This window comes from Halomonas sp. 707D4, from assembly GCF_024158685.1.
Lineage (GTDB): Bacteria > Pseudomonadota > Gammaproteobacteria > Pseudomonadales > Halomonadaceae > Vreelandella.
Window position 1 is genome coordinate 1 of the sequence record NZ_JAMZBD010000031.1, and the last position, 12,948, is coordinate 12,948.

Genomic DNA, 12,948 nt, shown 5'->3' on the forward strand with positions numbered 1-12,948 from the left:
GCCTTCCCGCCTGCTCGTCTTGCTGGGCGCGCGGGTAATCCACCGCGATGCCACGGCGGGCAAGCTCCGAGGTCGGCAAATGGGCGTGCGGGTTCGACGGCCCGGCAAGCGTGCGGGTGACACTCGAGAGATCGAAACGCAGCACTCGCTCGTACTCGGCGGTGTCGAGATCATCGGCCCAGAGGCCGGTGTGCCGGGCGTAGGTTTCCACCAGCGCGACCTGCTCGTCGTCGCGCCCGGTGAGCTTCAGATACTCGATGGTCTGGTCGTCGATGTAGAACATCGCCGCGCTCGCCCCGTACTCCGGCGTCATGTTGGAGATCGTCGCCCGGTCGCCGATGCCAAGGGCGTCCGCCCCCTCGCCGAAGAACTCCAGATACGCCCCGACCACGCGCTCGCGGCGCAGAAACTCGGTGATCGCCAGCACCATGTCGGTGCCGGTGACGCCGGGGGCAAGCCGGCCTGAAAGCTCGACGCCGACGATATCCGGCAGGCGCATCATCGAGGCGCGCCCGAGCATCACGCTCTCCGCCTCGAGCCCGCCCACGCCGATCGAGATCACCCCGAGGGCGTCGACCATCGGCGTGTGGCTGTCGGTGCCCACGCAGGTATCCGGGAAGGCGACCTTCGCGCCGGAATCGAGTCTTCGACACTGCACCACCGGCGACATCTTCTCCAGGTTGATCTGGTGCATGATGCCGTTGCCCGGCGGGATCACGTCGACGTTCTTGAAGGCGAGCTTCGTCCAGTTGATGAAGTGGAAGCGGTCGTCGTTGCGCCGCTCCTCGACCTCGCGGTTCTTCTCGAAGGCGTTGGCGTCGTCGCCGTTGTGCTCGACGGCCAAGGAGTGATCGACGATCAGTTGGGTCGGCACCACCGGGTTGACCCGGGCCGGGTCACCGCCGCGCTCGGCGATGGCGTCCCGCAGCCCGGCGAGGTCGACAAGGGCGGTCTGGCCGAGGATGTCGTGGCACACCACCCGCGCCGGGTACCAGGGAAAGTCGAGATCGCGCCGGCGCTCGATCAGCTGGGTCAGGGCGTCACGCAAGAGCTTCGGCTCGCAGCGGCGCACCAGCTGCTCGGCGAGCACGCGGGAGGTGTAGGGAAGTTTTGCATAGGCGCCGGGCGATATGTCCTCGACGGCCTGGCGGGCGTCGAAGAAGTCGACCGGCTCGCCCTGCATCGAGGCGCCGGGAAGGGGCTTGCGGTAGTCGCTGTTCATGAAAGCCTCCTACGCGCGCTCGTCGATCGGCACCCACTCGCTCTTCTCGGGGCCTATGTAGTCGGCGCTCGGGCGAATGATGCGGTTGTTGGCGCGCTGCTCGAACACGTGGGCCGCCCAGCCGGTCAGCCGCGACATGACGAAGATCGGCGTGAACAGCTTGGTCGGAATGTCCATGAAGTGGTAGGCGCTGGCGTGGAAGAAGTCCGCGTTGCAGAAGAGCTTCTTCTCCCGCCACATGACCGCTTCGCAGCGCTCGGAGACAGCAAAAAGCCGAGTGTCGCCAACGTCCTCGGAGAGCTTTTTCGACCACTTCTTGATGATCGCATTGCGCGGGTCCGACTCGCGATAGATCGCATGGCCAAAGCCCATGGCCTTCTCCTTGCGCTCGAGCTTGCCGAGCATTTCGCGCTCCGCCTCGTCCGGCGAGGCCCACTCTTCGATCATCGCCATCGCCGCCTCATTGGCGCCGCCGTGCAGCGGGCCCCTGAGCGAGCCGATCGCGCCGGTGATGCAGGAGTGCATGTCGGAAAGCGTCGAGGCGCAGACCCGGGCGGTGAAGGTCGAGGCGTTGAACTCGTGCTCGGCGTAGAGGATGAGCGAGACGTTCATCACCCGGGCGTGCAGATCGGAGGCCGGCTTGCCGCGCAGCATATGAAGGAAGTGACCACCCACGGAGTCGTCGTCGGTCTCGGTGTCGATGCGCACGCCGTCGTGGCTGTAGCGGTACCAGTAGCAGATGATCGAAGGCAGCACGGCGAGCAGCCGGTCGGCGACGTCCTGCTGCTCGTCGAAGCTCTCCTCGGTCTCGAGGTTGCCGAGCATCGAGGTGCCGGTGCGCATCACGTCCATCGGATGGGCGTCGGCGGGTATCTCCTCGAGCACGGCCTTGAGCGCCGACGGCAGGCCGCGAAGGCCCTTGAGCGTGTCGATGTAGTGGTCGAGCTCGGCCCGGTTGGGCAGCTTGCCTTTCAACAGCAGATAAGCGACCTCCTCGAACTTCGCCTTTTCGGCCAGTTCCTCGATGTCGAAGCCCCGGTAGGTGAGCCCGGAGCCGGTCTTGCCGACGGTGCAAAGGGCGGTGCTGCCCGCGCTCTGCCCGCGAAGTCCTGCGCCTGCCAGCGGTTTGTCAGCCATGGTGCGTCTCCTCAGTGCTTTTTTATAAGTGCTTTTTATAAGTACTTTTTATAAGTGTTTCTTACAGGTGCTTATGGTTAACGGACTTCATGGAACGTGTTCGTCAGCGCTCATTTTGCTCGCTGAACAGCGCGTCGAGCTTCTGCTCGAAGTCGTGGTAGTTGAGAAAGTCGTAGAGTTCGTCGCGGGTCTGCATGGTATCGACGACTTCGCGCTGATGGCCGTGATCGAGAATGCTCTGGTAGACCTTGAGCGCGGCGGCGTTCATGGCGCGAAACGCCGACAGCGGGTAGAGCACCATTGCGCAGCCCGCCTCGCCGAGTTCGGCCTGGGTGAACAGGGGTGTGGCGCCAAATTCGGTGATGTTGGCCAGAATCGGCGCATCGACGCGGGTGCAAAACGCTCGGTAGTCGTCGAGGCTGTGCACGGCTTCGGCGAAGATGGCGTCGGCGCCGGCGTCGACACAGGCGTTGGCGCGCTCGATGGCAGCGTCGAGCCCCTCCTTCTGGAAAGCGTCGGTACGCGCGATCAGGTAGAAATCCGGGTCACGTCTGGCGTCCGCCGCCGCCTTGATGCGATCGACCATCTCACCCTGGGAGACGATCGCCTTGTTCGGCCGGTGGCCGCAGCGCTTCTGGGCGATCTGGTCCTCGATATGCACCGCAGCGACCCCTGCGCGCTCCATCTCCCTGATCGTGCGGGCGATGTTGAACGCCCCGCCCCAGCCGGTATCGATATCCACCAACAGCGGAAGGTCCGTGGCGCCGCAGATGCGGTGGGCGTCCTCGACCACGTCGTTCATGGTGGTCATGCCCAGATCCGGAAGCCCGAAGGAGGCGTTGGCGACTCCGCCGCCGGAAAGATAGATCGCCTTGTGCCCGACCCGCTCGGCCATCAGCGCGGTGTAGGCGTTGATGGTGCCGAGAATCGGCAGCGGGCGTTGATCCTGTAGCGCCTGACGAAACCGGGCGCCCGGGGTGAGCGAGGATGATGCGTTAGTGGACATGGTCTCTCCTGTCGATCCTGTCATGAGTCGGGTTCGCCGTGGGCCAGCATCGCGGCGTAGCGGTCGGCGACGTTCTCGCGCGAGGCGCTGACGTGGCGGCGCATCAAGAGCTCGGCAAGCTCGGCATCCCCCGCTTCGATGGCATCGACGATGCGGTGGTGCTCCACGAAGGCGCGCTGGGGCCGCGCGCCGCTGGCGCTGAACTGGGTGCGGTAGAGGCGCACGAGGTAATAGAGATCGTCGCAGAGCAGGTTCATCAGCATCTTGTTGTGGCTGCCCTGAACGATCAGGTAATGAAAGTCGAGATCGCCTTCGCGCTGATAGTAGGCCTCACCGCGCTGCAGGTCGCTCTGGCCTTCGTGCACCGCGAGCACGTCACGCAGCCCCTGAACCTCTTCTGGCCCCATGTTCTCGGCGGCGAGCCTGGCGGCCATGCTCTCGAGCGCCTCGCGCACGTCGAAAAGCTCGAGCAACTCCTTCATCGAGAGCTTGACCACCCGAGCGCCGACGTGGGGTACGCGCTCGATCAACCGATGCGCCTCGAGCCGGCGCATCGCCTCTCGAAGCGGCCCCCGGGAGATACCGTAGGTTTTCGAAAGCCCGGGCTCGGTGATCTTGCTGCCCGGCGCCAGCTCGCCGCGCACGATGGCACTCTGCAGCTGGTGAAACACCCGCTCGGCAAGGGTGCGCACGGCAGGTGTGGCGGGCTCGGCCGGGTGCTCCAGAGAGCGGGAGGCGGCTTCGGTGGTTGAACGCATGGCTAATTGTCGACAATAAAAAGGGAATAACGGCACTTTAGCCCGCCCACCGGAGTGCGTCAACCGCTCCATTCGGCCATTCACTTTAAGCTTTAGTGGAAGTGACGAAGCGGATCCAGAGCGAATGTCTACAATCACCATGAATCGCTCGATAGGTGCGAACCAGCCGGCGTGAAAAAGATGTTGCATCGCCGCTGGCCTCCAACGGGCGCGCTCACTAGAATGTTCGCCCCACCCGGCAAGGCATGGATTCATGAGCACGGCGATCACCGCAACCGCCCTTCCCTACGCCCAGGACCCGCTGGCGCTCTTCGAGGCGCTGAAAAACCGCCCGGGCGCGACGCTGCTGGACAGTGGCCGCCCGCGCGCCGAAAGCGGGCGCTTCGACATTCTGACCAGCGACCCGGTCGCCACGCTCGAGATCGACGCACGCGGCGCGGTGCACTACGACTCCGCCACGCTCACCCCGCCCTCCGCCCTGCTCGACGACCCCTTCGCGCTGAAACAGTGGCTGCTCGAGCAGTTGCCCCTGCCCGCGTTTGCGAGCGAGCTGCCCTTTCTGGGCGGGCTCGTCGGCTACTGGAGCTACGAGTTCGGTCGCGCTCAGCTGGGTATCGAGAGTCGACACCCAAGCGCCACCGGGCTTCCCGCCATGCGCCTGGGGCTCTACGACTGGTGCATCACTCTCGATCACGAGACGCGTACGGGCTGGATCGTGGCCACTTCAGAGCAGGCCGAGCGCGTGCAGGCATGGCTCGGTGCTTCGCCTTCTCGAGCGGGCGCCTTTCGCCTGACCGGCGCCTTCGAGGCCGAGCTCGACCAGCCCGCCTATACCGGACGCTTCGAGGCGGTGCAGCGCTATATACGCGCCGGCGACTGCTACCAGATCAACCTGGCCCAGCGCCTGCGCGCGCCTTTCGAGGGCGACCCCTGGCAGGCCTACCGGCGCCTGCGCGACGCCACCCCGACCCCGTTTGCCGGCTACATGGCCTGGGGCGAGCAGGCGGTGCTGTCGCTGTCGCCGGAGCGCTTCATCCAGGTCCGCAATGGCGACGTCGAAACCCGTCCGATCAAGGGCACGCGCGCCCGGGGTGAAACGCCCGAAGAGGATGCGCGGCTTGCAAAGGCGCTGCAGGCAAGCCTCAAGGACCGCGCCGAAAACGTGATGATCGTGGACCTTCTGCGCAACGACCTGGGCCGCGTCTGCCGCCCCGGCAGCATCCACGTTCCAGCGCTTTGCGCGCTCGAAAGCTACCCCAACGTGCACCACCTGGTGAGCGTGGTGCAGGGCACGCTGGCCGAAGGGCATTCGGCACTGTCGCTCTTGGCAGCGGCATTTCCCGGCGGCTCGATCACCGGTGCGCCCAAGATTCGCGCCATGCAGATCATCGACGAGCTCGAGCCCTGCCAGCGCAGCGTCTACTGTGGAAGCCTCGGCTATGTCGACGTGCGCGGCCATATGGATACCTCGATCGCCATTCGCTCGATGGTGGCGGACCGGGGCGAGCTTCACGTATGGGGCGGCGGCGGCCTGGTGGCGGACTCGAACGCCGAGGAGGAGTATCTGGAAACGCTGGACAAGATTCGCCACCTGATCACGGCACTCGAGTGAAGACGCTGGGGCGCAAAGCTGCATAACCGCCAAACCAAACGGTATTGGGGCGCGTGGCGCCACTTTTGATAGCCTAGCGGAAAACCGTCTCATCAGCAGGAGTCCGCATGTCGCACGCGCTAGACACGATCAACCGCGATCACGCCCACGACCCGCAAGCGATCATCGAATGGGCCTTTACCCAAGGGCAGCGACCCATCTGCACGACCAATTTCCGCCCCTTCGAGGCGGTGATCCTGCACATGGTGACCCAGGTACGCCCGGACATTCCGATCGTCTGGATGGATAGCGGCTACAATACCGACGCCACCTACCGCTGTGCCGACGAGATCATCCGCATGCTCGATCTCAATATCGTGAGCTTCCTACCCAAGCGCACTCGCGCCCACCGCGAGGCGCTCGAAGGTGCCATGCCCGGCATCGACGATCCGCGCCACGAGGCGTTCACCCGTGAGGTCAAGATCGAACCCTTCGAGCGCGCACTCGGCGAGATGCGCCCGGACGTGTGGTTCACGGCGCTGCGCGCCGAGGACACCCCGGAGCGTGCCAGGATGCAGCCCGTTAGCATGAGCGCCGACGGCCTTTTAAAAGTCGCCCCGCTGCTGCACTGGAGCGCGAAAGAGATGTATACCTATCTGCAAGCCCATGGCCTGCCTAACAACTTCGACTACTTCGACCCGACCAAGGTAGAAGAGAAGCGCGAGTGCGGATTGCACCTGCAGCATTGAGCAGGCCCCTCGAGCACGCTCGGCGTGCTCGAGGCAACCTCAATACTCGGGCAGCGTGACGCCCTCGAACAGCGCCTGCTCGTGGCGAGGGCCGACCATCAGCGCCTCGTCTACCCGATCGCGGGTCAAATGCGGGGCGAAACGGGCCAGGAAATCGTACATGTAGCCACGCATGAAGGTACCGCGACGGATACCGATCTTGGTGGTGGAGCTGGCAAAGAGATGGCTGGCGTCCAGTGCCACCAGATCGCTGTCGAGCGCCGGGTCGAAGGCCATGTGAGCGACGATCCCCACCCCCATGCCGAGGCGTACGTAGGTCTTGATCACGTCGGCATCGGCGGCGGTGAGCACGACGTTGGGCGTCAGGCCCTGGGCCTTGAAGGCGTCGTCGAGCTGGGAGCGCCCGGTGAAGCCGAACACGTAGGTGACGATGGGGTGCTCGGCCAGCGCCTCCAGCGTCAAAGGGCCCGAAAGCGTGGCCAATGGGTGCGACCTGGGCACCAGCACACAGCGGTTCCAGCGATAGCACGGCAGCAGGATAAGATCGGTGAAGAGTTCCAGCGATTCGGTGGCGATGGCGAAGTCCGCCTGCCCTTCGCTGACCATCTGGGCGATCTGCTTGGGCGTGCCCTGCTGCATGTGCAGCGCGACTTCGGGATACTTCTGGGTGAACGCGCCGATGATCGGCGGCAAGGCGTAGCGCGCCTGGGTATGGGTGGTGGCGATAGCAAGGCTCCCTCGACGCTCGTCGCTGTGCTCCTGAGCCACCTGCTTGATGTTCTCGGCAAGCTTCAGCACCTGACCTGCGAGCTCGATGATCGACTGGCCCGCCGGCGTCACCCGGGTCAAATGCTTGCCGCTTCGCGCGAAGATCTCCACGCCCAGCTCGTCTTCGAGCAGGCGGATCTGCTTGGAGATGCCCGGCTGGGACGTGAAGAGGCTTTGAGCCGTCGCCGATACGTTGAGGTTGTGTCGGTTGACTTCCCAGATGTAGCGAAGTTGCTGTAGCTTCATGTCCTCACCTTTCGTCTCGAACACGCACGTTGAATGCCTGCTCATACTCTGCGCTTGGCGCCTCGTGAAATCGGCCTCACGGCCCAACCTCACGATTTTGAATAAAAAAAACCTCTATAATTCACTTATAGTATAAGAAACCTGTGGGCGAGGCACCTGTAATTTTCGTTCACCAAGGGCCTGGCGAGGTGCCTTGATTTGCCAAGCCCTTGCCACGAGCGCTACCATCTGCGCACCTGGCGCGATGAAAATGCGCTATTCTATCGCGTAATGGCCGTTGCTCAGTCAAGGCAACGAATTCGTGAGAGCAACGTAAACGGGAGATGTAAAATGGCTTCTAATGTGGATGTCACCAACGCCAATTTCGAGCAAGAAGTCCTCAACGCCGACCAGCCGGTCCTGCTGAAGTTCTGGGCCCCCTGGTGCGGCCCCTGCAAGGTGATGGCCCCGGTGGTCGATGAAGTGGCTGCCGAGCGCGGCGACGCTCTCAAGGTGGTCAGTGTCAACGTCGACGATGCCCCGGAAATCGCTGCCGAGCAGGGCGTGCGCGGCGTGCCGACGGTCATGCTGTTCAAGTCCGGCACCAAGGTAGCTTCGCTCGTGGGCGCACAGTCCAAGTCCCAACTGACCCAGTTCATCGACCAGAACGCCTGAGTCCTCGTCGATACCCGGCGGCCGCCTTCGCGGCCGCCGTCGCCTTGCCGCTGTTCATCTCTGCCTGCCCTTCCGCGCTCTCGATCACACCCGCACCACGGCACTCACTTCTTGAGATACTTGTCCGCCAGTTGGCGTGTCCAGGGCGGTTTGCGCGCATCGCCTCCATGCCCCGCGCTTCTTTTCAGTTGCCGCGCGCCAGGCCCCAGCAAATGGGCGATCCAGCGCGTCTGCGGATGGCTGTCCAGGGCGATCTTGAGCGTCATGGTCAGCACCACCGACAAGAGCATGCCCGCCGCGCCGAATATCCAGCCCCACACCACCAGCGACAGGAACGCCACGAAGGTGGAAAGCCCCAAGGCCTGCCCCATCACCCGCGGCTCGATCAAGTTGCCCAGCACGAAGTTGATCACAAGATAGGCGGAGGCTAGCATCATCGCCTGCAGTACGCCGCCATCCTGAGCGACCAGCAGCAGCAGTACCGGCGGCACCGCCGCCAGGGCCGAGCCGATGTTGGGAATGAAGTTGAGCGCAAAGGCCAACACCCCCCATAGCAGCGGAAACTCGACGCCGATTATCAGGCATGAAAGCCAAACCAGCACGCCCGTTGCCAGGCTGATCACCGTTTTGACCGCCAGATAGCGCTTGAGCGTCAGGCTGAATTCGCTGAAACGCTTGAGACTCGGTGCCGGGTTTTCGAGCGCCCGGGAGATCTTGGCGCGAAAATTGAGTGTCTCGAACAGCATGAACATCACCAGCAGTGCCACGATGCTGCCCTGCATGACGATCGCCCCGATCTCGCTGAGCAGCATGGCGACCCAGGAGCCGTCCTCGTCCATGTCGAAGGCGCTGGTAAGCTGCTCGGGATCGATGGCGAAGCCGCGTGCAGCCAGCGTGTTGAGCAGATTCCAATAGTGCTCGTAAAGGCGCGCCTCTATGTCCGGCAGCGCGTCGATGAAGGTACTGAAACTGTTGACCACCAGTACCCCGATGAGCAGGAAGAACCCCAGCAATACCAGCAGCGTGATGATGGCGGCCATGCGCATGCCGACCCCGTGGCGATGCAGCCAATGCACCGGTGAGGTACACACTACGGCGATGAAGATCGCCAGCAATAGAGGGACCAGAAGATCCGAGCCCAGTTTCATGCCCGTGACGATGATGACCAGCGCGGCGATGGCAAGCGTTGCGTTCAGGGGAATGCTGCGGTAATCCTTGTCCGTCAGGTTCTGCATGGTTCGATCCTTGGAATTTCGTTTCTACATAATGGCTGGTGAACCGGTAATTCACAAACGGTGCAAATAATAAGCAACTGTTTTTCTACTACTCTTGAGCAGTGAACTAAACACTTTCGCCCTCTTCCAATAGAGGTCGTTCGAACGTCCATCGTGCTGGGTACGACTCACCCGTGCAGCTCTCTTACAAGGAACCTTTTCATGATTCTCAATCCCTTCGCTCACTCGCTGAAAAGCCTTCGCACACCGCTGATGGGGGGTGCTCTTCTGGCACTGCTCTGCGCGCCTGCCGTCCAGGCAGCCCCTCATCACCAGACCCCCACGCTGAGCGTCCAGGCCCAGTCCTGGGTGGAAGTGGAGCCGGACAAGGCCACGCTCTCCGCGCGCCTTTGGGAAAACACCCCGGCGGTCTCATCGCTTGACGAAAGTGACGCCAGCGCCCTGCGCGAGGCACGCGAACGTCTGGAAGAGCGCTCGCGTGAGCTGATCGCTGCCATGGAGGAGATTGGCCTGGGCGAACGCGCGATCACCGCGGGATCGCTGAACGTCTATCAGGAGCAGGTGGGGCAAACCGGCGAAGGCCAGTCGGAGCCGATGATGCGCACCCACGTGGAGCGTCCTTTCAACGTCGAGCTCGATGATCTCGAGCAGCTCACCGACGTGCTGGATGCGCTGGTGGAAGCCGGCGTCAACGCCCTCGACGGCGTGCAGTTCGACCTGCAGGACCGCGAGGCGGCCACCGACGAGGCATTGGTCGATGCGCTGGAGAAGGCCCAGCGCAAGGCCGAGCTGATGGCCCGGACGCTCGACAGCGAGCTTGGCCCGGTGCGCCGCATCGAGGAGACTCAGGCGCCGATCTTCCAGCCGCGCATGATGGCCATGCGCGCCGAAAGCGCCTCAAGCGATGCGGCGGCAGACTACCGCCCCGGCACCCTGCGCATCGATGCCGGAGTGAACGTGGAGTGGTCGCTTACAGAACAAGACGCTCAAGACCGCCCAGATACGGACGCAGCGGCTCGGGAATGATCACCGAGCCATCCGCCTGCTGGTGATTCTCCATTACCGCCAGCAGGCACCGCCCCACTGCCAGCCCCGAGCCGTTCAGGGTATGCAGCAGCTGGGGCTTTTTCATGTCCGGCCGGCGATAGCGCGCCTGCATGCGCCGGGCCTGAAAGTCTTCGCAGTTGGAGACCGACGAGATCTCGCGGTAGGTCTGCTGGCTCGGTAGCCACACTTCCAGATCAAACGTTTTCGCCGCACCAAAGCCCATGTCGCCGGTGCACAGCGTTACCACGCGGTAAGGCAGCTCCAATGCCTGAAGGATCGCCTCGGCGTGGCCGCGCATCTCCTCTAACGCCTCGTAGCTCTTCTCCGGCTCGACGATCTGCACCATCTCGACCTTGTCGAACTGGTGCTGGCGGATCATGCCGCGGGTATCGCGCCCGTGGGAGCCCGCTTCGCTGCGAAAGCAGGGCGTATGGGCGGTCAGTTTCAGAGGCAGTGCCGCCTGTTCGACGATCTCGTCGCGCACGAAGTTGGTCAGCGGTACTTCCGAGGTCGGGATCAGGTGATACTCGCGCTCGTCGTCGAGCTTGAACAGATCCTCGCCGAACTTCGGCAGCTGGCCGGTGCCCATGAGCGAATCCCGGTTGACCATGTAGGGCACGTAGCACTCTTCGTAGCCGTGCTGCTCGGTCTGGGTGTCGAGCATGAACTGCGCCAGCGCCCGGTGAAGCCGTGCGATGGGGCCGCGCATCACCGCAAAACGTGCCCCGGTGAGCTTGGAAGCGAGCTCGAAATCGAGATACCCGGACTTCTTGCCCAGATCGACATGATCGAGCACCGCAAAGTCGAACTCTCGCGGCGTGCCCCAGCGGTGCAGCTCGACGTTGTCATCTTCGCTCTTGCCTTCCGGCACGCTCTCGTGGGGCAGGTTGGGAATGCCGCTCACCGCGTCGTCCCACTCGGCCTGCACCGTCGAAAGCTCATCCTTGGCGGCGTTGAGCCGCTCGCCCAGGTCGTCGACCTCGGCGAGCAGCGGTTGAATGTCTTCGCCGCTCGCCTTGGCCTTGCCGATCGCCTTGGAGCGCGTATTGCGCTCGTTTTGCAGCTGCTCGGTCTGGCTCTGCAGCTCGCGACGGCGCGACTCGAGCGCCTCTAGCGCTTTCGTGTCCAGCACAAAGCCCCGCCGGGCCAGCGTTTGCGCCACCGCGTCCAGATCGGTGCGCAGCAGTTTCGGATCGAGCATGAAGACTCCCTTGACTGATTTCTATCGTAACGGGCTATTGCCGCGGAAAGCGCTCTATTGTAGGCAAAAGCGCGACGAGGGGCTATGGCGCTAGCTCTGTATCCCTTGAAGCCACCCGCCCCGGCCGGGGCTTGCCTGAAAAGATGGTAAAGTAGCCGCCGGCCCGAGCCCCCCAGGGCCTGTTTCAGATTTCACGAGAGGAGCGACACACCGTGCAAAAGAAGGTCACTCAAGGAGCGCTCGCCGGATGGCGGCGCATTGCTTTATGGAAGAAGATTCTTTCCGGTCTGGCGCTGGGTATCCTGGTGGGCGCCTTGCTGGGAGAGACTGCCAGTATCTTCAAGCCGCTGGGCGATATTTTCATCAACGCCATCATGATGCTCATTGTGCCGTTGGTATTCTCGACGCTGATCGTGGGCATCACGTCCATGCGCGACCCGCAGAAAATGGGGCGTATCGGGGTTCGCACCATTACGCTTTACCTGTTCAGTACGGCCTTTGCCATTACGATAGGGCTTGCGCTCTCGACGCTGCTGCAGCCAGGCGTGGGCGTAGAGCTCAGCTTCGATGGCGAGGTGGCGCCCAACGAAGCGCCGTCACTGGTCTCCATCCTCGTGGACCTGGTACCACGCAACCCGCTCGATGCTTTGGCCAATGGCAACATCATGCAGATCATCGTGTTCGCCATCGGCCTGGGCATTTCGCTGACCCTGATCGGTGACAAGGGCGAACCCGTAATGCGAGTATTCGACAGCTTCGCCGAAGCGATGTACAAGCTCACCGCGATCGTGATGGCCTTTGCGCCGTTCGGAGTGTTCGGATTGATCGCTCACGTATCGGGTCAATATGGTCTGGAGATACTGCTGCCACTGGCCAAGCTCATTGGCGTGGTTTACCTGGCTTGCCTCGTTCACGTGCTGGTGGTCTATTCAGGTTTCATTTCGCTGCTGGGCCGACTGAACCCGATGCGCTACCTGCAGGGCAGCCTTGATGCCATCGTAGTGGCGTTCTCCTCGGCCTCCTCTGCGGGCACTTTGCCGGTTTCCATTCGTTGTGCTCAGAAGAATCTAGGTATTTCCGAAGGGGTTTCCGGCTTTGTACTGCCGGTGGGTGCGACCATCAACATGGATGGCACGGCCCTTTATCAGGGCGTGGTGGTGCTGTTCATCGCCCAGATGACCGGGGTCGAACTCGGCATGACGGAGTACGCCATGATCATCGCCACCGGCACTCTGGCGTCGATCGGCACTGCGGGCGTTCCCGGGGCGGGGCTGATTATGCTGTCGATCGTGATGGCGCAGATCGGCCTGCCGCTTGAAGCGATCGCCGTGGTC

The 12,948-nt window shown here is 63.2% G+C and carries 12 protein-coding genes; 5 read left to right on the forward strand and 7 right to left on the reverse strand.

Going from position 1 to position 12,948, the window contains the following annotated elements; all coding sequences use genetic code 11:
• The 4 genes from BIS11_RS02560 to BIS11_RS02575 form a co-directional block, all read right to left on the reverse strand.
• Positions 1-1,222 (reverse strand): aconitase family protein (locus BIS11_RS02560; RefSeq protein WP_253585710.1); only part of this gene is annotated, 1,222 nt, incomplete at its 3' end.
• A 9-nt stretch (positions 1,223-1,231) separates the two neighbouring features.
• A complete protein-coding gene (prpC, locus tag BIS11_RS02565) occupies positions 1,232-2,359 on the reverse strand; it encodes a 2-methylcitrate synthase (protein ID WP_253425425.1) in 1,128 nt (375 codons plus the stop codon).
• Between the two features lie 103 nt (positions 2,360-2,462).
• On the reverse strand, positions 2,463-3,365 hold the full coding sequence (gene prpB / locus BIS11_RS02570; protein ID WP_253425428.1) for a methylisocitrate lyase: 903 nt from the start codon (positions 3,363-3,365) through the stop codon (positions 2,463-2,465).
• A gap of 20 nt (positions 3,366-3,385) precedes the next feature.
• Entirely contained in the window at positions 3,386-4,123 is a 738-nt protein-coding gene (locus BIS11_RS02575; protein ID WP_253425431.1) for a GntR family transcriptional regulator, read from the reverse strand.
• A gap of 253 nt (positions 4,124-4,376) precedes the next feature.
• Here BIS11_RS02575 and pabB point away from each other — a divergent pair, with 253 nt between their 5' ends.
• Positions 4,377-5,735 carry an aminodeoxychorismate synthase component I gene (pabB, locus tag BIS11_RS02580; protein WP_253585711.1) on the forward strand — a complete coding sequence of 453 codons (1,359 nt, stop codon included), beginning with the start codon at positions 4,377-4,379 and terminating at the stop codon, positions 5,733-5,735.
• A 107-nt stretch (positions 5,736-5,842) separates the two neighbouring features.
• A complete protein-coding gene (locus BIS11_RS02585; protein ID WP_253424927.1) occupies positions 5,843-6,463 on the forward strand; it encodes a phosphoadenosine phosphosulfate reductase family protein in 621 nt (206 codons plus the stop codon).
• 39 nt (positions 6,464-6,502) lie between these two features.
• Here the strand turns inward: BIS11_RS02585 and cysB are convergent, their stop codons facing one another.
• Positions 6,503-7,477 (reverse strand): HTH-type transcriptional regulator CysB, encoded by a 975-nt coding sequence (gene cysB, locus BIS11_RS02590; RefSeq protein WP_253424924.1) that lies wholly within the window; start codon positions 7,475-7,477, stop codon positions 6,503-6,505.
• A gap of 330 nt (positions 7,478-7,807) precedes the next feature.
• On the opposite strand from cysB, the gene trxA reads away from it, so the two are divergent.
• Positions 7,808-8,131: a thioredoxin gene (gene trxA, locus BIS11_RS02595; RefSeq protein WP_227389263.1), complete on the forward strand. Its 324-nt coding sequence runs from the start codon at positions 7,808-7,810 to the stop codon at positions 8,129-8,131.
• Between the two features lie 104 nt (positions 8,132-8,235).
• Here the strand turns inward: trxA and BIS11_RS02600 are convergent, their stop codons facing one another.
• On the reverse strand, positions 8,236-9,366 hold the full coding sequence (locus BIS11_RS02600; protein ID WP_227389264.1) for an AI-2E family transporter: 1,131 nt from the start codon (positions 9,364-9,366) through the stop codon (positions 8,236-8,238).
• A gap of 201 nt (positions 9,367-9,567) precedes the next feature.
• Here BIS11_RS02600 and BIS11_RS02605 point away from each other — a divergent pair, with 201 nt between their 5' ends.
• Entirely contained in the window at positions 9,568-10,392 is an 825-nt protein-coding gene (locus BIS11_RS02605) for an SIMPL domain-containing protein (protein WP_253424921.1), read from the forward strand.
• Here BIS11_RS02605 and serS read toward each other — a convergent pair.
• Entirely contained in the window at positions 10,337-11,614 is a 1,278-nt protein-coding gene (gene serS / locus BIS11_RS02610; protein ID WP_253424917.1) for a serine--tRNA ligase, read from the reverse strand. The two genes, BIS11_RS02605 and serS, sit on opposite strands and share 56 nt — an antisense overlap.
• 212 nt (positions 11,615-11,826) lie before the next feature.
• Between serS and BIS11_RS02615 the strand changes: the two genes are divergently transcribed.
• Positions 11,827-12,948: dicarboxylate/amino acid:cation symporter (locus BIS11_RS02615; RefSeq protein WP_253585712.1), on the forward strand; the 1,122-nt coding region annotated here is incomplete at its 3' end.

Excerpts from the sequence above, each read along its gene's own strand:
- prpC (WP_253425425.1), bottom strand. The coding sequence starts at position 2,359 with ATGGCTGACAAACCGCTGGCAGGCGCAGGACTTCGCGGGCAGAGCGCG.
- prpB (WP_253425428.1), bottom strand. The coding sequence starts at position 3,365 with ATGTCCACTAACGCATCATCCTCGCTCACCCCGGGCGCCCGGTTTCGT.
- BIS11_RS02575 (WP_253425431.1), bottom strand. The coding sequence starts at position 4,123 with ATGCGTTCAACCACCGAAGCCGCCTCCCGCTCTCTGGAGCACCCGGCC.
- pabB (WP_253585711.1), top strand. The coding sequence starts at position 4,377 with ATGAGCACGGCGATCACCGCAACCGCCCTTCCCTACGCCCAGGACCCG.
- BIS11_RS02585 (WP_253424927.1), top strand. The coding sequence starts at position 5,843 with ATGTCGCACGCGCTAGACACGATCAACCGCGATCACGCCCACGACCCG.
- cysB (WP_253424924.1), bottom strand. The coding sequence starts at position 7,477 with ATGAAGCTACAGCAACTTCGCTACATCTGGGAAGTCAACCGACACAAC.
- trxA (WP_227389263.1), top strand. The coding sequence starts at position 7,808 with ATGGCTTCTAATGTGGATGTCACCAACGCCAATTTCGAGCAAGAAGTC.
- BIS11_RS02600 (WP_227389264.1), bottom strand. The coding sequence starts at position 9,366 with ATGCAGAACCTGACGGACAAGGATTACCGCAGCATTCCCCTGAACGCA.
- BIS11_RS02605 (WP_253424921.1), top strand. The coding sequence starts at position 9,568 with ATGATTCTCAATCCCTTCGCTCACTCGCTGAAAAGCCTTCGCACACCG.
- serS (WP_253424917.1), bottom strand. The coding sequence starts at position 11,614 with ATGCTCGATCCGAAACTGCTGCGCACCGATCTGGACGCGGTGGCGCAA.